Below are 19,591 nucleotides of genomic sequence, written 5' to 3' on the forward strand. Positions count from 1 at the left end.
GGCTTATTTCATTCGGCTTTATTGTAGCTGTTTCTGATGAGGACGCATCAGCGGAACAGACCAACGCCACGAGCTTCCATCGCATCGCGCCAACCGCCTAGCCACTGAGATCGAACATCCTGGTTTTGATAAGGACACAGTTCCTTAGAACGACCAGATACTCCGGCTTTGAACCCCTGTGCGTGAGCACGTTCGAGGCGATCGCGTTTTTGTCGTTTCATATTTACCTTCCTCGTCCAATTGTCGTTTTTGATTTATGACAAGAGCATGACGTTTTTTTGACTGCTCTCCCTTTAATAGATAGCAACTTAATCAGGGAGTTCAACCTAAAAAAATGGCGTAATATCATCGTTACCGTTAAGTTGATGATATTACGCCAGTTTGTCAGAAGGCTTTACTTAGAAGATTATTGCCAGTTAAACCTTGATTAAGCGACGAATAGTAATAAGGCCACCAATCAAGAACATAGCAATCAAGCCAAAAGGAGATGTGGCAGCGCCTTCACGTGTAATTATCTCATCCTCAGTAGAGCAACCTGTAACCTCGCCTGCGGCTGTATCCAGCTTCAGCGTCGCATAGACATTACGAGTGTAGGTCTCACCCTCTTCTGTGGTTTCTTCGATGGTCGTTAACGCGGTGGCCAAGATTTGATTATCTTCGTTGATATCGTCTGCCGACACTATGTAATAGTCCGCACTGCAACCAATAGCATCATTGAGGTTGATAAAACCAGCATCTGGATTATTTAAGTCATAAACAAAACCAACTCGACGGCGTTCGGCGTTCAGGGTGTAATCGATTTCACCTGAGCCCACCACTAAGCCTTGATTGTTGATGGCATTGGGATAGGTGCTTGAACCCTCGAAAAAGCCTGGTAACTCAGCGAAAGTTTCAGCTTCTACATCATAGATAAAGCCAATAGCGCGACGTACCCCTTGGATGGTACGAATCACAAAACCCGTTGCCTGATCTTCATCGTTGATGGCAGTCGCCGAGCCCCAAATGTATTCCTCATCTGTCGTGATCGCTTTAGTTTCGCCATTTTGGTAAACCACTGGCATTTTAATCCGGTTGCCCGGTTGTTCTACGTCGTTGTAGTAAGTCCAGCTTTGGCCTACCGCAATGCCGTTGTTGTTGACTGCATAAGCATAAGCAGACCAGTAGGCTCCATCATCTTCTGAACGCTCACGCAATGGCGGATACAGAGTTTCTGAAATAACCTGGCCTTGGTCATCAAGTTGCCACACGGCTGCATGCATATCGTAAAGAGAGCCATTAGCAGTAAAAGAGCCGCCTAAGGCTGCTTCGCGCTGAAAACCGTACCAAAGATTCCAAATACAGGTATAAACGGCGCGATTGGACGCTGGGGTAAAGTCTTCAATACAAGCATCTACTCGCTCTTGAGCAGCTGGGAATAACGCCACACTAGCGTTACCTACGGCTAAATTGGTGTCATTGATGGCAAAGATTTGTGCTTCACCACCTAAGTATTCCTGCTCTGGCGGCGCAATTAAGCTGTAATTAGTGCCATCAAACCACAAACCACGACTGATGTACTCACGCTCAGCAAAGTTTAACGTGATGGGGTCTGGCATCTCGCCACCCTCTTCCGCTGGTTCAGGTTGATACGTGTGATCAAAGCGAGTGTAAGGCGCAGATGCCCAACCTACTCTCACGTTATTGTTATTCAAACCTAAAAAGGCATGATCCGCTGATTTTTCTTGGCTTGATACAGCCCCATCGGTACCGTTAAGTAAGCCATGAAACAGGATATCTTGACCGTTATAAGTTCCAGCAAAATCAGTAGCAATACGCAACTCAGCACTATTTGCATTCTCTCGATCAGCCAGCACTTGAACGAGTCCCCAATATTGGGCCTCAGTTAAGCTATCGGTGGCAGGATCAAAATCTTCATCTAAACCGATATAGCCTTTTAAATTATCGGTCATAAGATCAAAATCAATCTCGGTGCTAGCAGAAAAGCGACCATGTAAGGTGATCAACCCACTATCGTTGATATTGCGCGGAAAACTAGCCCGAACTTGACTGTGCGTTTCTGGGAGTACGGTAAAGGTGTAGCTATCGGCCATAGCTGCGGCACTAAAACTACTGCTTAATAAACCGGCTACTGCCAGCGTAAGTGCTTTGGTTTTAAACTGTTTCATAAGGAATTCAACGACTCTCTTGTTGTAAATTTTCTAATTCGTCCCAGCGCTCTAGCGCGGCCATAAGTTCTTGTTCTAATTCGCCTAATCGCTCTAATACCGGCGCAGTAACTGAATGCGGCTGAGTGAAAAAATCAGCCTGACTGGTTTGTTGTTGCAAGTGCTCTTGCTCCTGCTCTAACGCTTCAATCCGTTGCGGTAATTGTTCTAATTCACGTTGCAGCTTGTAGGATAACTTTTTACGCGGCGCAGCTGAACCCTTGTTAGCAGATTCTTTACTTGCCGCAGTGCTGCTACTACTTGCAGATGCTGCAGGCTGTGACTTGCTGGCAGCCGAATTAGTTCCCGCAGTTTGGCTTAAATAATGATTTACTTCGGTAAAGCCACCCACGATTTCGGTTACTTTACCCTCACCTTCAAATAACAGCACGCTTGTCGCCGTATTATCCACAAATTCACGATCGTGGCTGACCAAGATTACCGTCCCCTGATAATCTGCCACAATTTGCTCTAACAGCTCTAAGGTGTCGATATCAAGGTCGTTGGTAGGTTCATCCAAGATCAAGAAATTACTTGGGGTTAAAAACAGTTTGGCTAATAAAGCTCGGTTACGCTCTCCGCCAGATAAAGCTCTTACCGGCGTTCTGGCTTGTTTAGGTGAGAATAAGAAATCTTGTAAGTAGCTCAGAATATGTCGAGTTTTACCATTGTAGGTAACATCCTGCTTACCATCACCTACGTTTTCAGCAATGGTTAGATTAGGATCTAGTTGCGCACGATGCTGATCAAAATAGGCGACTTGTAAGTGAGTCCCTAGCTTGATCTGCCCGGAATCTGCCGCTTGTTGTCCCAGCAAAACTTTGATCAACGTACTCTTGCCGCAACCATTCGGTCCTACCAAGGCAACCTTGTCACCGCGTTGTAAGGTAAACTCAAACTGGCGTAGGATGGTTTTATCACCGAACGCTAAATTAACATCACTGCCATCAAACACCAGCTTGCCTGATTTACTGGCTTCCTGCACAGCTAACTTGGCCGAACCTTGCTGTTCGCGGCGTTGCGCACGTTGTTTTCGGAGCTCTTTTAACGCCCTGACGCGGCCTTCATTGCGAGTCCGCCGTGCTTTAATGCCCTGACGGATCCAGGTCTCTTCTTGAGCCAGTTTTTTATCAAACTCAGCGTTGTGAGTCTCTTCAACTTCCAACTGATGTTGCTTGAGCTCTAAGTAGGCATCGTAACTACCGGGATAACTATTTAATTGGCCCCGATCTAAATCAATAATACGAGTTGCTAGATGACGAATAAAGGCCCGGTCGTGGCTGATAAATAGCACCGCACCACGAAAGTCTTTAACCCGCTCTTCTAACCACCGCACCATTTCTACGTCGAGGTGGTTAGTAGGCTCATCTAACAGCAACAAATCAGGATTGACCACCAGTGCACGGGCTAATGCTACCCGTCGTAGCCAACCGCCCGAGAGCGCCGCCATGGTGCTATCGGCAGGTAGTGCTAGCTGCGTTAACACTTGTTCTATGCGGGTTTGTAACTGCCAGCCATCGGCCGCTTCTAAAGCGGTCTGTAAGCGCGCCAAATCATTCATGATTTGGTCACTATCATGCTCCTGTTCGAGCTGTTGCAGGGTATGGTGATAATCTTTAAGTAAATCGCCCACCTCAGCTAAACCTTCAGCAACATAATCGTATACCGACTGCTCTGAGTTTGCTGGTGGATCTTGCGGCAATCTAGCAACAACCGTATCACCGACCAATTGCACTGCCCCGTCATCGAGCTGCACTTCGCCGTCGATAACCTTGAGTAGCGTCGATTTACCGGCACCGTTACGGCCCACTAAACAGACCCGCTCGCCTGCTTCAATGGTTAGGTCAACATGGTCTAAAATGGCATCGTTGCCAAAGGCTAATTGCGCATTCTGAATTCTTACAATATTCATGCTATTAAAAAATCCTCAAGTGCTGTTGCAAACGGCCAACGTAACTCGGCATCGTCGCTAGCGCGCACTAATACAGGGATCAACCAAGCGTACTCTGCTAGTAGCTCGGGTTGTTGGGTAATATCAACCACATGCAGACGCCAGCCCGTTGCTGGTGACTGAACCGCTTGCTGCATGGCTTGTTCAACGAGCAGCTTAGCTTGGTCACACAAAGGACAATGAGGTTTGCTAAGCAGATAATAGTCAGCCACTGTGGCGTACCTTGAACAAATGGTGAATGCCTTTGTGGCGCTCAAAATCAGCGGAAATAGAGCGCTTGGTTAGGTCTTCTGCAACCAAAAAGGCTTCAGCTAAAGCCTCGTTATCAAGCTTGAATTTGCGTTTGTTGTTGGAAAACAAAATCACCCCGTCGTCTTTCAACAACCGTGCTGCTAGTTTCAACAATTGCACGTGGTCACGTTGAACATCTAAAACATCATCCATCCGCTTAGAGTTTGAAAACGTGGGCGGATCGAGGAAAATCACGTCGTAGCGCTGCTGTGGCCGTTGTTCTCTAAGCCATGTAATACAATCAGCTTGAATAAACTGATGGGCGCGCGTGTTGAGCTTGTTGAGGTGGAAATTGCGTTCGCCCCAAGCCAAATAAGTTTTAGATAAATCGACTGAAACCACCTCTTTAGCACCGCCCATTGCGGCATGCACCGATGCTGAACAGGTGTAGGCAAACAAATTCAGAACACTCTTATCCGCACTGATTTTACCTAATTCTCGGCGTGCCCAACGATGATCTAAGAATAGCCCTGTGTCTAAATAGTCACTCAGATTCACCTCAAACTGCACGCCGTATTCATGCACTATCCGAACTAAGCCACGCGGGGTCTGTTTTTGATATTGCTGTTTACCAGCCTGCCGTTGCCGCACCTTTAAGGTCATGTTTTCAGCTTTAAAAGGCAACTCAGAGGCTAAGGTATCGATTAAAAACCATAATCTATCTTTAGCTACCGCCGGCGGAATGTCTTTCGGCGCTGCATATTCTTGAATCACAATACAATCATCGTAGACATCAACGGCTGCATTGTATTCTGGAAGGTCGGCATCATACAGACGCCATGCGTTAACCCCTTCTTTTGCCGCCCATTTTTCTAATTTTTGGTAGTTTTTCCGTAATCTGTTGGCAAGGTCGTTTGATTGCGTTTGGGTAAACTCAGGTTGCTCTACGGTTAAGTCGTAAGTAGCCAATAAAGTCTCAATGGCACCGTTAAACAACTTGTATTTGCGTTGACTACGTAACTTAAGACGTTTTAAGAGAGTTTCATCACCGGCTAGAACCGCCACTTGCCAACCGGAAAACTGTTGCCGTAATTGCTGACCAAAACGACGATACAACAGCAGCGTTTCAACTTCTTCGCCAAGCCGCTCACCATAGGGTGGATTACAAATAAGCAAAGGTGCGGTGTGTTGTTCTGCCGCATTTACGGCCGGTTCTGCATGCTCCGCATCCCCTACTTGCCAGTCACATACATGGCTTAATCCCAACCGTTCGGCATTTTGTCGGGCAATCCCCAGCATGCGTGGATCATTGTCGCGTCCGTAAAACCTAGCGCTAGGCTCGGCGATAGCTTCGGCAAAACGCTGCTCTGCTTGCTCACGCACTTGTAACCACAAGCTGTGTTGGTGTCCCATCCATGCTTGAAAGCCCCAATAGCTACGCTGTAAGCCAGGTGCTAACTGATAACGAATCATTGCTGCTTCAAGTAGTAAGGTGCCCGAACCACAGAATGGGTCCATGACTACTTCAGTTGTGGTATCAACACCCGCACGAATCACCACCGCCGCCGCTAAGGTTTCACGTAACGGTGCAGCACCCTGCTGTTGCCGATAGCCACGTTTATGCAGGCTCTCACCCGCTAAATCTAAATACCAGGTAAGCTTATCTTTTTGTAAATGAGCGTTAATGCGAACGTCAGGCTCTTTGCTAACTGAAGGTCGTTGGTTTAATTGTTCTCTAAAGCGATCCACAATACCGTCTTTGACTAGCTGCGCACCAAATTGCGTGTGGCGGATATCTGGATGACGACCGCTGAAATCAATTAAGAACGTATCTTCAGGCGCAAAAACCTGTTCCCATTCAGTTTGGGCAACGGCCAATGGAATGTCTTGGGCTTGCTTAACGAAGCATTCACCCAATTTTAATAACACTCGATTCGCTAACCGAGTCCACAGGCACACTTGATAGGCCTGCTCTAAGGAGCAGTCGAACCGGCAGCCGCCAGCTGTTTGGCGCACTTGGGGAATACCCAACTGGTTCAGTTCATCAAACAATAAAGGCTCGAGACCTTTGGCGCAGGTTGCAAAAAGTTGCAGAGTTGCCGACATGAAAATAATCACTTATTAAGAAAGATAGAAACAGATTATACCGAAAGATGAGGCTGCTGTATTGCTCGATATGGACGTAAAAGCAGCAATCAAATCAATATCGGTTAATAACTAAGCGAACGATTCAATGGGGGCTTGCGTTTGCAGAACTAACTCTATACTATGCACTTCATCGGACGCGGGGTGGAGCAGTCTGGTAGCTCGTCGGGCTCATAACCCGAAGGTCGTAGGTTCAAATCCTGCCCCCGCAACCAACTCCTTACTTGATTTTTCCGACTATTCCCGGTCAACAATAATCCAATTCTTATCCAGCTGTTGCCCTGCTAAATAGGGTTGTGGTAACTGTTTCAGATACTCGATAAGAATATGCTGAATTTGATCTGGGCTGCTAAACACTATCTGACTGCCATCTAATCCGGCAAAATCACCACCGCCATTAGCGCGATAATTATTGGTTACGACCAAGACTGCTTCGGTTGCTATCTGATCGAGGATGGTGACGCGCTGACCTATGGGTTGACTAACATCAATCTGGTACTTGATGCCAGCAATCGTATCAAAATTATAAGAAGGTACTTGGCTCTCAACCCAACTGTATGGATCTTCGTTGCTGCCTACTTTAAGCGCGGCTGCGCTGGTTTCTAGCCATTGCTGTAGTTGTGCCGCCGATATTTTGACAAGGTCCAAGGTGTTGGGATATCGATATAAATTACCCACATCGCCGATGGTTACTGGTCCTGCATTGATAAAAGTAAACTGCTGTTGCGCGGCCTCCTCTGCCGAGGTTGCGGCAAAAAAAGGAGCCGCAGCACTCAGTAATGGCAACCGTTGCCATGATTGTTCGGTGCTAGTGGAAGACTCATCGGCCAAACCATCTAGATAACGCTCCACATACCATCGCTGAGCATCATGCAAGAGTTGCATGGCGGACGTGGGCTGTAACCGTGATAATCGATGTGATAATGCTACCTCTGTATGCCCAATGGGTTGCTTCATATAAGCCAAAGTAGCTTGATCAGCCTCTGCTAATAACGCCTGAATATTTGTGTCTGGAGTTGCCGCGGCAGCTCGTAAATGACTCTTACTGCGACTAACTTGCCAACCTTGTTGCTGCCACTGTAAATAAAGATCTATCACGCCAAGGTACTCGCCTTGTGCACCAGGCTGCGATGCTGCAACACCATGAATGGTGCCGGCTTCGCTATTTACGTCAGGATTTAATTGGTAAGCATCAGTACCGGGGAATAACTCATGCTGATGGCCAAATGCGATTGCATCTACGCCGTCAATTTGCGCAAGCGACCAAACATCTTGCTCACTGCTATGGGTCTCGCGAGAATTTTTCGGTAACCCCGTATGAGCTGCGATAATGATCACCTCGGCTCCTTGTTGTTGGGCCTCTTGCACACTTCGCTGGGCTGCTTCATACATCCCCTCTACCGTAACTTGATGCTGTAAATAATGGGCATCCCACTGCATGATTTGCGGCGGTAGTACCCCAATCACTGCAACTTTAACAGCGGGTAACCATGCCTGTGCAGGCTGCTTTTCTAACATCACCCAAGGCGCAATCTTTAATTTATTCTTGGCCGCTTCGGTCAAGGGTTTAAGATTGGCGCTAAGCAGCGGAAAATTTGCACCAGCATAGGCTTGGGCAAGGTAATCTAGACCGTAATTAAATTCATGATTGCCTAAGTTGGCCACATCAAACTGCAGGGCATTCATCACTTGAGTGAGTGGCAACGGCTGTTCGCTAGCTGCTGCGGTTACCATCCAGTCCGTCATAGGACTACCTTGGATGAGATCACCGTTATCAATTAACACATGCAAGTCTGCTTCCGCCCGGGCTTCTTCGATGACCTTGGCTAAGTGTGCATAACCTGCTGCTACTGGTTGTTCGGTAAAGTAATTTTTCCCGATAAATTGGCCATGAACATCGCTGGTACTGAGAATACGTAAATGGAGGCTAGGTGCAGCAGCACTGCTGGTAGCTGGTAGTGTTGGTGTGGCTAACGCATGGCTCGGGGTTAACACCAGACTGATTGCACTGGCTAACAAAGTAACAGTTGCAGCAATATGACCGGGTAATTTCATAGGTTACAGACTCAACTAGCTTAACAACAGGAGTAAGATGACGCCTTTAGGCTAACCGCAGAGTAGGACTACCGTCAGCATGAGTTTCATGAGGGCCTCGTTGTAAACGATTAATCATGACCTTGAACACATCAAACTGGCGTAATGTTTTCACATCGGATAACACAAATTCTGCTCCCAACACCATGCATTCAGCAAACTCACCATCTTGCTGCAACACCACACAGAGCCCTTGTTGCAGCCCTGAATTAAGCTGTACTAGGGCCCCGAGTTTTAGTTCTTGTTGGGTTTGTTCGGCGATTAAAGCTTCTTGAAAATACCAACTCTGAGGCAATTGTGGCCGCCCAAAACGCTGGATAATCAGTAAATTCAGCCCTGCGGCCTGTACCCAGTCTGAGTTACAAGGTTGCTGAATGCTTGTCTCAATAAGTGGGCTAACTTCTTCTAAACACTCAGTAAACTCTTGAAATAATTGAGCTTCGTCGGTTGTTAGGCTCGCTTGCAAGGGGTACAAAGGAATCAGTCTACTGGCTTTATAAGGGCATAGGTGTGCTGTGCCAGACTCAAGCTGGATACCGAGATGCTTTGTTGCTGGCTCACAGAACCATTGCCACTGGATATTTACGTGCACGTTCAACCTTGTCGTTATCGTTATTGCGAGTGAACTTTGACTATGCTTTATACCATAAAGAAATCTGAGATTGTTTACAAGTCGTTTACGATAGTGCGGATCAACTGCGGTCCATGGTAAATGAAGCCGGTGTACACTTGCACCAAGCTTGCTCCTGCGGCTAGTTTTGCTTGAGCTGCGGCCGCGCTATCGATGCCACCAACGGCAATGATAGGTAGTTTACCCTGAAGATGTTCTGCTAGTTGCTTAACTACGGCCGTGCTCGCATCAAATAGCACTTTGCCACTCAAGCCCCCTGCCTCATCGGCATGCTTACAGCCGACTACCGCGTCCCTACTGAGAGTTGTGTTGGTCGCTATAACAGCATCTATCTGATGTTCTATTAAGGCAGCCGCCATCGCTGCAATGCCGTCGTTATCAAGGTCAGGCGCAATTTTTACTGCCAGTGGCACATAACGGCCGTGTTCGGTGGCGAGTTCTGCTTGAGTTTGTTTCAAGCTGGCCAGCAGTTGATGCAGCGCATCGCCATGCTGAAAGGCGCGTAAGCCGGGCGTGTTTGGCGAGGATATATTGACCGTAATGTAGCTCGCAAAAGCGTAAACTTTGCGCATGCAATGCACATAATCGTGCACGGCATCAGCTTCTGCTGTAGCTTTATTCTTGCCTATATTAATCCCCAGCACCCCCTTGAACTTCGCTTTTTGCACTTGCTCAACCAAGTAATCAACGCCAAGGTTATTAAAACCCATGCGGTTGATAATGGCCTCACGTTCAGGGATCCGAAACAGACGTGGCTTGGGATTGCCTTCTTGCGGTTTTGGGGTAACTGTACCGACCTCGATAAAACCAAATCCCATTTGTGCAAAAGCATCAATGCACTCGGCGTTTTTATCAAGACCTGCCGCTAAACCTACAGGATTAGGAAATTCAATGCCCATCACAGTGACGGGTTTAGCTTCAACTTGCTGTCGCCAAAACCACGCCAACGGGGTGTTGGCGTAGCGTTTAAGTAACCTCAAGGTCAAATCATGTGACTGTTCAGCATCTTTGCTGAACAGCCACTTACGCAAGATCCCGTACATAGGCTTAAGCTGCCGACGTGCAGTTTTGATTGAGTAACATCAGTTCTCGTAACGCAACGGAGAACTTGGCAAACTCATGGGTTTTGGTGGTGCGGAAATCTGATAGCATCACTAACCAACGGTCTACAAAGACTTTATTTGCATCTAACCAAGCCGCTAACACATCGAGGCTATCTTGGGCTTCGTCACTGCCGTTCAAGACACTCATGGTTAATGAACGCTGTTGCCAATCCAACTCTTCGCGGAACGCAGCACGAGCTAGAGCTTGCCAGTGGTTATCAACCGGCTGACTGTTAATTTGCTCCAAGAACCAATGCAAGGACACTTGCGAGCCTAAATTAAAGTAGGCTTTCGCTACGCTAGCTTCACTACGTCCTGTTTGTTTAGCCACGTCGGCAATATCCAGCGCCGAGAACAAGGTGGACAGAATCGCAACTTGTTTAGCAAGATCTGCTGGTACGCCTTGCGCTTGTAGCTTATCAATGTCTTTCTGAATAGCATCACGCTCGGCTGGAATAACGTAATCCAGCACATTCTCCCGCAAGTCATTAAAGCTGTCTTGATAAAAATCAATGTGCGCTTGAATGTTACCTAGTTCAGGATTTGGATGGCGCAAGAACCAACGTGTAGCACGACGCACAACCCGACGGATCTGGAATAGCATGCTGTTCTGCACATCGGCAGGAATTTGGTTGTTACCTGCTTCAATGGCTTCCATTAGACCACGCAAATTAAAGCATTCACGCGCAATCACGTAGGCGTTTGCTACTTCAGCAACAGTAGCCCCGGTCGCGTCTGCTTTGCGATAAACAAAGTTCGGTCCCATATCGTTAACGATATTATTTGCTAAACGCGTAGCAATAATCTGCGCCCGTAATGGGTGATTTTGCATTGCCTCAGCATAGGTTTCTTGCAACGGCTTAGGAAACGCATTAATCAGTGAACGCGCATGGAAAGGGTCATCCATAATAGCGTCATCGACCAATTGATCTTTCAATACCATCTTGCCATAGGCAGTGATCACGGCTAATTCAGGACGGGTTAAGCCCTTATTGAGCGCCTGACGTTCTGCCAATTCATCATCATCCGGTAAAAACTCAAGTGCACGGTTAAGTTGCCCTTCACGTTCTAGGTGATGAATAAAGCGCTGCAATTCTTTAATCTGATCGGCACCACGAATCGCTGTAACGGAAATTGATTGCGATTGACGGAAGCAATCTTTAATCACGATTTGCGCCACTTCGTCGGTCATGTCGTATAGCAACTGATCGCGTTGTTTTCGGGTCAAATCGCCGTTGGCAACCAAACCATTCAACAAGATCTTGATATTAACTTCGTTATCCGAACAATCAACGCCACCTACGTTGTCAATCGCATCAGTATTGATACGACCGCCGTTACGAGCGTATTCGATACGTCCTAATTGGGTGAAACCTAGGTTACCGCCCTCGCCGACAATCTTAGTGCGCAGTTCGCCACCGTTCACCCGCACCGCATCGTTAGCACGATCACCAACGTCGCTGTCGCTTTCCTTACTGCTCTTAACGTAAGTACCAATACCACCGTTCCAAAGTAAGTCGACGGGCAAAGTTAAGATGGTTTTAATCATCTCAGTTGGCGTCAACGACTTTTTCTGAGTGTTAAATAATTTTTTCATTTCTGGCGTTAATTCAATGGCTTTCGCACTGCGCAAGAAAATACCACCACCAGAAGAAATTAACGAACTATCGTAATCGGCCCAGCTTGAACGCGGTAACTTGAACAGGCGCTCACGCTCGGCGTAGCTGCTTGCCGCATCCGGATTTGGATCCACAAAAATGTGCATGTGGTTAAAGGCTGCAACTAAGCGCGTATGTTTGGATAACAACATACCGTTACCGAACACATCGCCAGCCATATCGCCGATACCTACTGCGGTAAAATCAGTGGTTTGGCAATCAACCCCAAGTTCACGGAAATGACGTTTCACAGATTCCCATGCACCACGGGCTGTGATCCCCATTTTCTTGTGGTCATAACCTACAGAGCCACCAGAGGCAAAGGCGTCACCCAACCAAAAGTTGTATTCCGCTGAAATACTGTTAGCAATGTCAGAGAAAGTCGCGGTTCCTTTATCGGCCGCAACCACTAAATAAATGTCGTCTTCATCATGACGAACTACGTCTTGTGGTGGTACAACTTCACCGTTAACAATGTTGTCCGTGATATCCAACAAGGCACGAATAAAGGTGCGGTAACAAGCCTTACCCTCTTCGAAAAAGGCTTCCCGCTCTTCTGGTAAGTTTTTACAGAAGAAACCACCTTTGGCGCCAACCGGAACAATCACAGTGTTCTTAACTTGCTGCGCTTTCACCAAGCCGAGAACTTCTGTACGGAAATCTTCACGGCGATCTGACCAGCGCAAGCCACCACGAGCTACTTTGCCACCACGTAAATGCACCCCTTCTACGCGAGGTGAATACACAAAAATTTCGTACTTAGGTAGCGGCAATGGCATTTCAGGAATAAGTTCAGGCATAAACTTAACCGAAATGTAGGGTTTTTCGTTGCCAGAGGCATCAGCTTGGAAGAAGTTGGTTCGCAGTGCAGCCAAAATCAGCTCAACGTAACGACGAATAATACGGTCGTCATCGAGGTTGGCTACGTTTTCTAGCTCAGAAGCAATACGCGTTTCTAAGGCTTCGATTTTCTTCGCGCGGCTCTTCTCTTTCGGTTCAAACTTAGTATAGAACAGCTTAATGATCAATTTGGCAATCAGTGGGTATTTCCCAAAGGTACTTTCAATGTAGCTCTGGCTGAAGGTCGTACCAATTTGACGCATGTATTTAGCAAACATACGTAAAATAATCACTTGGCGACCTGTTAGACCGGCGCTTAGTACCAAACGGTTAAAACCATCATCTTCATAGTGACCGTCCCAAACCTTCGCAAAGGCGTCTTGGAACAAATCACGACTGGCTTCAAGGTCGAGCTTGACGTTGTTGTGCAACATCTGGAAGTCTAACACCCAGAATAGATTGCCGTCGGTCGTTTTAATCTGGTACGGGCTCTCACCAATGATCCGCAAGCCGAAGTTTTCTAACATCGGTAACACATCAGACAAATGAATCGGCTCGTCTTTATGGAACAGTTTTAAGCGAATTTTTTTACTGGTTTCGTTCTCTTCGCGTGAACGATAAAACAGCATGCCTAGTTTGTGTTCGTCGTCTAGGGCTTCAATCTGCTGTAAATCGGCAATAGCAACCGATGGCAAGACGTCCTCTTTATAGGCCCGCGGGAACGCATTGGCATATTTTTTATTCAGCTCGTTAGCGCGACCTTCACCGAAGGTGCTACTTAAAATGCGCTCGAAGTTATCTTCCCAAGTGCGCGCTGCTTCAACTAAGTTTTGCTCAAGTTCTTTCACATCAATGTCCTGTACGTGCTCGCCAATGCGCACGGTATAATGAGTTCTAGCTAGGGAGGACTCAGAAAAATAGGTGGTAAAGTCAACTTCCGCAGTGCTGTGCAACGAGGTTGCTAAAATCTGCTGGGTCTTTTGACGTAATAAGGTGTTGTAGCGTTCTTTCGGTACAAACACCATGCACGATGCAAAGCGACCAAAAATATCTCGACGGACAAACAACCGCGTCATATCGCGCTCTTGCATCTGCAACACGCCCAGCCCTACTTCAAGCAGGTCGTCTTCATTTGCTTGTACAATCTCATCGCGCGGATAGGTTTCAAGAATATTCAATAACGCTTTGGCTGCGTGTGAGTTAGGTGCGAAACCTGATGCTTCCATCACGCGTTTAATCTTATCGCCAACTAATGGAACATCACGCGCGCTGTTGTTATAGAAACTGCTGGAGTACAGACCAATAAAACGATCTTCACCAATCACTTTGCCGTTGTCATCAAAGCGCTTAATGCCAATGTAGTCATTGTAAGCTGGACGGTGAACCTTAGACTTGGTATTGGTCTTAGTTACCAATAACAAACTATCGTCAAAAGTCATGTCACGCGCTACTTCTGGTAAAGATGATACCAAGCGTTCTTTGTTAGTGGCGCTTTTGCGCATCAAGCCAAGGCTGGATTCAGTTTGTTGGCGAATGATGTAGTCACCTTCAATCGGCACTAAGTCGTAACGACGATAGCCCATTAAGGTAAAGTTATCTTTGGCTAACCAACTTAAAAACCGCTGTGCTTCTTGCAGTTCTTGTTGACTACCAGGGTAATTAATCTTGCTTAAGTCTGCGGCCAGTTCGGTCAGTTTGTTACGCATTGGCAACCAATCACCTACCGATACCGTCACTTCTTCCATTACTGCAGCTAATTCTTTCTTCAGGGTTTTGATAGCGTCGGCAGAGGCTTGACGATCCACTTCAATCAGAAATACCGTATCGACTTCGTTATCATCGTTACGAGTACCAGCCTTAAGCAGTTCGTTGATTTGGTTTTGCTCATTTCGTTTATGGCTAATTGGCAAATGCAGTAGCAAATGCGAGGTGATACCCAAGCGCGTTAAAGCCATGCGAATGGAATCAACCATAAACGGCATATCTGATTGAATGATTTCAATAATGGTATGCGCAGATTCCCAGCCGTGGCGCGCCACTTCTGGGTTATAGATTTTAATTAAGGCTTTTTTACCGGGCGTGTATTCGTTGAAGCTGTGCCACAATCCCATCACCGCGCCGTACATGTCGCTGTCATTTCGCAGCGCCAGATCATCCGGTGAGATATTTCTATATAACCTCAACGCAAAATCTTTGATTAAGTCGGCTCGATCGGTAGCTCTGTGTTCAATCAGATCGGCCACCTTCTGCAAAATAACGGGGATCTGGCCTTCGCCAAACGCATTCATGCTAGTGTCCTTTTAACGTGATGAGATATAACGATATGGTTCTACCCTCTGGCACCGCCAGCCGGTAAAATCACACAGCGAAATAATTCATATTATTGTCGGACATTTAGCTAGGTTATTCAATCATTATAAAGCACAAAAAACAGTGTTCAGACCACGAATTTCGCGGTCTGAACATGTTTATCCAAAAGCTTTGCATGATTATTACAAAGGCTGCGGCTAGGCCTGCATATCAGGAGCCAAACTACTGCTAATTTTCTCGGCCAAATCAGGCGCTAAATTCGGCAATTGTTGCAGCTCTTGCAGATGACCAAGCAGCAGCTTTTGACGTTGCTTATCGAACCGTCGCCATTGAGTGAATGGCGTGATAAGCCGCGCTGCCACTTGAGGGTTTTTACCGTTCAAGTAACGGATCATGCTCGCAACCACTTGGTACCCTGCTCCATCAGCTTGATGAAAAGCCAGCAGATTGCGACTGAAAGTAGCTAACAACGCATAGACACGATTCGGGTTATTTCGATTAAAACGCGGATGATCAACCAGCTCAGCTACCCGTGCAACAGTGCCCGCCACAGGTGCACTAGCTTGCACCGCGAACCATTTATCTAAGACCAAAGGATCATGTTGCCAGCGCAACTCAAATTGCTCTAATAAGTCGCTGGCACAAGCTAATTCTAAGTGCGTTGCAATTTGCAGTAACGCCTGCTGGCTCGTCATATTGTCGGCATGGCTAAAAGCTTGGCTAATCTCACTATTGAAAGCTTCAGGCTCGTTCAACGCCAAATAGTAGGCAGCCAGATGCGTGAGGCTGCGCTGCGCTATAGCCTCGGCGGTTAGTTCATAGGGTTGACCTTGCTGTTGTTGCCACCAGGTTGCTAATTGCTCTGCCAAGGCTGCCGCAATCGCTCGTTTTAATTGCTCACAAGCCACGCCAATCAGGGCTAGAGGGATATCCTGCGGATAATGCTCGGCTAACTCTTCTGCGGCCGGAGGGGTCAAAGCTAAGGCTTTTAGCGCAGGGTCGAGTGGTGCTGCCAGAAGCTCTTGTAAGGCTTGACTTACTTCCGGTGGCAAGCTGACTAGCCCATCTTTAGCTACTGCTGCTGTGAGCAAATCTAGATACATCTGTTGGGCGGCTTCCCAGCGCGTTACTTCTTGTTCTGCAGACCCCAACAGTACCGCTTTGTCAGCAAAGCTTTGGTTGTATTCTAAGCGCACCGGCGCACTGAAGTTCTCTAACAGCGCCAGAATCGGGCGCTGTTGCAATCCGGTTATCGTCAATTCTGCCGTGGCCTCGGTGAGCTCAAATAAATAACTGCCGGATTCGTGCAGTTGCAGCTCTGGATGAGTTAGGTTAAGACGTTCGCCGCGGCTTGAATAGGCACTTAACAATACCGGGATATGTACCGGTTGTTTGCTAGTTTGCCCCGGCGTAGCTGGTGTGTGTTGCGCGAACGTAAGCCGAAGCTGCCCCGCCGCCTGAGCGCTCGCTGGAGTATAGTTTTCTGTTACTCTAACGACCGGAGTGCCGGCTTGACTGTACCAGTTTTTAAACCGAGTTAAATCGCGCTGATTAGCCGCTGCCATCGCCGCAATAAAGTCATCACAGGTCACGGCTTGGCCATCGTGGCGCTCAATATAGCACTGCATGCCCGCTTGAAATCCCGTTTCACCAAGCAAGGTGTGTAGCATCCGGATAACTTCGGCCCCTTTGTTGTACACAGTAACTGTGTAAAAGTTATTCATTTCAATAACTTTGTCAGGCCGAATCGGATGCGCCATAGGGCTAGCATCTTCATTGAACTGATGACTTCGCATCACTCGGATAGCTTGGATCCGATTAACCGCCCGCGAGCCTAAATCGGAACTAAATTCTTGGTCACGAAAAACCGTTAAACCTTCTTTTAAGCTCAGTTGAAACCAGTCTCGACAGGTAATTCGATTACCGGTCCAGTTATGAAAATATTCATGGCCGATAACCGATTCAACATTCAAAAAATCTTGGTCGGTGGCGGTGGCGGCATCGGCTAGCACATAACGTGAATTGAACACGTTAAGGCCTTTATTCTCCATGGCCCCCATATTGAAAAAGTCCACGGCGACAATCATGTAGATATCTAGATCGTACTCAAGCCCAAAGCGTTGTTCGTCCCACACCATGGAGTTTTTTAGCGCCTGCATCGCATAATGAGCCCGCGCTAAATTGCCGGGGTCGACAAAGAGCTGCAACAGCACTTGTTTACCAGAACGAGTGGTAAAATGGTCTTCCAGTAACTCAAAGTTGCCAGCCACCAAGGCAAACAAATAAGCTGGTTTAGGAAAGGGATCGTGCCAGGTAACCCACTGCTGGCCTGCGGCAGTGGTACCTGAGGCCTGAGGATTACCGTTACTTAAGAGATAAGGATACTGTTGCTGATCGGCGTAAATGGTGGTGGTAAAAATCGCCAGCACATCCGGCCGATCAAGATAATAAGTGATACGCCGAAAACCTTCCGCTTCGCATTGAGTACAAAAACTACCATTGGTCTGATACAAACCTTCAAGCGCAGTATTATTAGCAGGGTCAATTTCAGTGACCACCTCCAGTTCAAACGCTTGTTCTGGAACCTTTGTTAGCACCAGTTGCTGGGCGTCAACTTGATAATCGTTGGCGTCTAAAAGTTCACCGTTAATACTCACTTCAAGTAGCTTTAATTGTTCGCCATCAAGGCATAGTGGCTGTTGTTGGCGCTGCGGATGAACTTGCATGCGGTTATGCACGCGGGTGTGATGAGGGTCGAGATAAAAGGTTAGTTCAACAGTACTGATAGAAAAGTCCGGAGCACGATAATCGCTCCGGAACTTAGCTTGTTTCTCACTCATAGGGAGTACACACCTCGTTAGGCTGTGGTTGGCTTGGCCGTTTGCTCTAGGCGCAAAATTTTAATACCGGTGTAACCGTAGAATAGCGCAATCAATGGGGTTATCCAGTTAAAGAACGCAAACGGGGCGTAAATCCATGGGCTGACACCTAGAGCACCCATCATGAAGGCACCACAAGTGTTCCACGGGATTAATGCAGAGGTTAAAGTAGCGCTGTCTTCTAAAGTACGAGACAACACTCGTGGGTCAAGCCCACGCCGCTCAAATTCTTCACGGTACATGCGCCCGGGTAAGACAATCGCCATGTATTGGTCTGCGGTGAGTACATTGGCGCCAAAACAAGTAAATAGCGTAGCTCCAATCAGGCTTCCTACCGACTTCACATACCCTAAAATACCAGCAACTAGGCGTTGCAATAGGCCTAGTTTCTCCATAATGGCACCGAAGGTCATGGCACTTAAAATCAACCATACGGTATTTAGCATGCTTGACATGCCGCCACCGCTAAGAAGATCGTTCAGATCAGCTGAGCTGGTTTCAATTTTCACCCCATCAGTAAGTGCAAGCCAAACAATTTTCAGGGTCGCAACATAAGAATCGTCCCCTTCTGCGAGCTTACTGATCATTTCTGGTTGAAAAATAACCGCCCAAAGGCCGCCTAACAAGGCACCAAAAAATACCGTGGGTAACGCTGGCTTGCGGGTGGCTGCTAGATATAACAAAACTAGCAAAGGCACTAACATTAACCAACCAATGTTAAAGGTGTTTTGCAGTTCTAGCTGCATTCTTTCTAGCTGGAGTAAGCTCACTGAAGTATCAGCGTTGAAGCCTAAGATTAAGAAAATAACCAAGGTAATGGCAAAGCCAGGGCCCGCCGTAAGCGCCATGTACCGAATGTGCGCAAACAATTCAGTGCCAGCCACAGCTGGCGCTAGATTAGTGGTATCTGACAAAGGTGACATTTTGTCACCGAAATAGGCACCAGAAACAACAGCACCAGCGGTAATAGCTGGTGATAGGCCCATACCTGCCGCAACCCCCATTAAGGCTACCCCGATAGTGGCTGCGGTCGTCCATGAGCTGCCTATTGCTAACGAAATAATGCCACACATCAACGCACTAGCAGCATAAAACCAACTAGGATCAAGCAGCTCTAAGCCGTAATAAATCATGCTAGGCACGGTGCCGGCTAAAAGCCAAGTACCAATAAGCGAACCCACGGCCAGAATAATCAAGAGCGCGCCAAGGGCTACCGAAATCCCCTCTTTGATGCCATCTTCAATTTGTTCCCAGCTAAAATGGTTGTAAAAACCGATGGCAATAGCAACGCCGGCAGCTATCCAGAGTGCAATTTGGTTTGGTCCATAAGATGAATCTTCGCCAAAAAGATACACCGAACTGGCTAGCATGATAATCAATACCACGAGCGGCGTGGCAGCTTGCAGAACACTCGGCGAACGGGTTCCGTTAGATGGGGTGTGTTGCATAAATATTCTCTATTATTTTTATCGTCTACTCACGATTGCGTGAGCTAGGCTTATGTTCTAGTCAGGCTAATGATAAACCAGCTCGGGCTAAGATCAT

At 47.3% G+C, this 19,591-nt stretch carries 11 protein-coding genes and 1 tRNA gene; 1 reads left to right on the forward strand and 11 read right to left on the reverse strand.

The window, feature by feature from the left end:
• Positions 1-47: 47 nt before the first annotated feature.
• The 5 genes from rmf to rlmKL form a co-directional block, all read right to left on the reverse strand.
• The gene (gene rmf / locus NOG12_RS02290) at positions 48-221 is read right to left on the reverse strand and encodes a ribosome modulation factor (protein ID WP_153825644.1); all 174 of its coding nucleotides are present in this window, start codon (positions 219-221) and stop codon (positions 48-50) included.
• A gap of 195 nt (positions 222-416) precedes the next feature.
• A complete protein-coding gene (locus NOG12_RS02295; protein ID WP_313932302.1) occupies positions 417-2,165 on the reverse strand; it encodes a DUF3466 family protein in 1,749 nt (582 codons plus the stop codon).
• 7 nt (positions 2,166-2,172) lie between these two features.
• Positions 2,173-4,116 carry an ATP-binding cassette ATPase Uup gene (gene uup, locus NOG12_RS02300; protein ID WP_313932303.1) on the reverse strand — a complete coding sequence of 648 codons (1,944 nt, stop codon included), beginning with the start codon at positions 4,114-4,116 and terminating at the stop codon, positions 2,173-2,175.
• On the reverse strand, positions 4,113-4,367 hold the full coding sequence (locus tag NOG12_RS02305) for a glutaredoxin family protein (RefSeq protein WP_110075078.1): 255 nt from the start codon (positions 4,365-4,367) through the stop codon (positions 4,113-4,115). The genes uup and NOG12_RS02305 overlap by 4 nt, the downstream gene beginning before the upstream one ends.
• Positions 4,360-6,492, reverse strand: coding sequence for a bifunctional 23S rRNA (guanine(2069)-N(7))-methyltransferase RlmK/23S rRNA (guanine(2445)-N(2))-methyltransferase RlmL (rlmKL, locus tag NOG12_RS02310; protein WP_313932304.1), 2,133 nt, complete (start codon positions 6,490-6,492; stop codon positions 4,360-4,362). Before rlmKL ends, NOG12_RS02305 begins: the two co-directional genes overlap by 8 nt.
• A 177-nt stretch (positions 6,493-6,669) precedes the next feature.
• Here rlmKL and NOG12_RS02315 point away from each other — a divergent pair.
• Positions 6,670-6,746 (forward strand) — tRNA-Met (locus NOG12_RS02315).
• 22 nt (positions 6,747-6,768) lie between these two features.
• Here the strand turns inward: NOG12_RS02315 and NOG12_RS02320 are convergent.
• From NOG12_RS02320 to nhaC, 6 genes are all read right to left on the reverse strand, one after another.
• Positions 6,769-8,586 carry a 5'-nucleotidase C-terminal domain-containing protein gene (locus NOG12_RS02320; RefSeq protein WP_313932305.1) on the reverse strand — a complete coding sequence of 606 codons (1,818 nt, stop codon included), beginning with the start codon at positions 8,584-8,586 and terminating at the stop codon, positions 6,769-6,771.
• Between the two features lie 46 nt (positions 8,587-8,632).
• Positions 8,633-9,217: a cell division protein ZapC domain-containing protein gene (locus tag NOG12_RS02325; RefSeq protein WP_162014470.1), complete on the reverse strand. Its 585-nt coding sequence runs from the start codon at positions 9,215-9,217 to the stop codon at positions 8,633-8,635.
• 74 nt (positions 9,218-9,291) lie between these two features.
• On the reverse strand, positions 9,292-10,299 hold the full coding sequence (locus NOG12_RS02330; protein WP_313932306.1) for a quinone-dependent dihydroorotate dehydrogenase: 1,008 nt from the start codon (positions 10,297-10,299) through the stop codon (positions 9,292-9,294).
• A gap of 4 nt (positions 10,300-10,303) precedes the next feature.
• Positions 10,304-15,145, reverse strand: a complete 4,842-nt coding sequence (locus tag NOG12_RS02335; protein ID WP_313932307.1) for an NAD-glutamate dehydrogenase — start codon at positions 15,143-15,145, stop codon at positions 10,304-10,306.
• Between the two features lie 219 nt (positions 15,146-15,364).
• Positions 15,365-18,007 (reverse strand): aminopeptidase N, encoded by a 2,643-nt coding sequence (gene pepN / locus NOG12_RS02340; RefSeq protein ID WP_313932308.1) that lies wholly within the window; start codon positions 18,005-18,007, stop codon positions 15,365-15,367.
• A 17-nt stretch (positions 18,008-18,024) separates the two neighbouring features.
• The gene (nhaC, locus tag NOG12_RS02345; RefSeq protein WP_313932309.1) at positions 18,025-19,494 is read right to left on the reverse strand and encodes a Na+/H+ antiporter NhaC; all 1,470 of its coding nucleotides are present in this window, start codon (positions 19,492-19,494) and stop codon (positions 18,025-18,027) included.
• Positions 19,495-19,591: the final 97 nt, after the last annotated feature.

The organism is Pseudidiomarina fusca, assembly GCF_032227045.1.
GTDB classification, from domain to species: Bacteria; Pseudomonadota; Gammaproteobacteria; order Enterobacterales; family Alteromonadaceae; genus Pseudidiomarina; species Pseudidiomarina fusca.

Bases quoted from the DNA above. Each gene is read 5' to 3' on its own strand.
- rmf (WP_153825644.1), bottom strand. From the start codon at position 221: ATGAAACGACAAAAACGCGATCGCCTCGAACGTGCTCACGCACAGGGG.
- NOG12_RS02295 (WP_313932302.1), bottom strand. From the start codon at position 2,165: ATGAAACAGTTTAAAACCAAAGCACTTACGCTGGCAGTAGCCGGTTTA.
- uup (WP_313932303.1), bottom strand. From the start codon at position 4,116: ATGAATATTGTAAGAATTCAGAATGCGCAATTAGCCTTTGGCAACGAT.
- rlmKL (WP_313932304.1), bottom strand. From the start codon at position 6,492: ATGTCGGCAACTCTGCAACTTTTTGCAACCTGCGCCAAAGGTCTCGAG.
- NOG12_RS02320 (WP_313932305.1), bottom strand. From the start codon at position 8,586: ATGAAATTACCCGGTCATATTGCTGCAACTGTTACTTTGTTAGCCAGT.
- NOG12_RS02330 (WP_313932306.1), bottom strand. From the start codon at position 10,299: ATGTACGGGATCTTGCGTAAGTGGCTGTTCAGCAAAGATGCTGAACAG.
- NOG12_RS02335 (WP_313932307.1), bottom strand. From the start codon at position 15,145: ATGAATGCGTTTGGCGAAGGCCAGATCCCCGTTATTTTGCAGAAGGTG.
- pepN (WP_313932308.1), bottom strand. From the start codon at position 18,007: ATGAGTGAGAAACAAGCTAAGTTCCGGAGCGATTATCGTGCTCCGGAC.
- nhaC (WP_313932309.1), bottom strand. From the start codon at position 19,494: ATGCAACACACCCCATCTAACGGAACCCGTTCGCCGAGTGTTCTGCAA.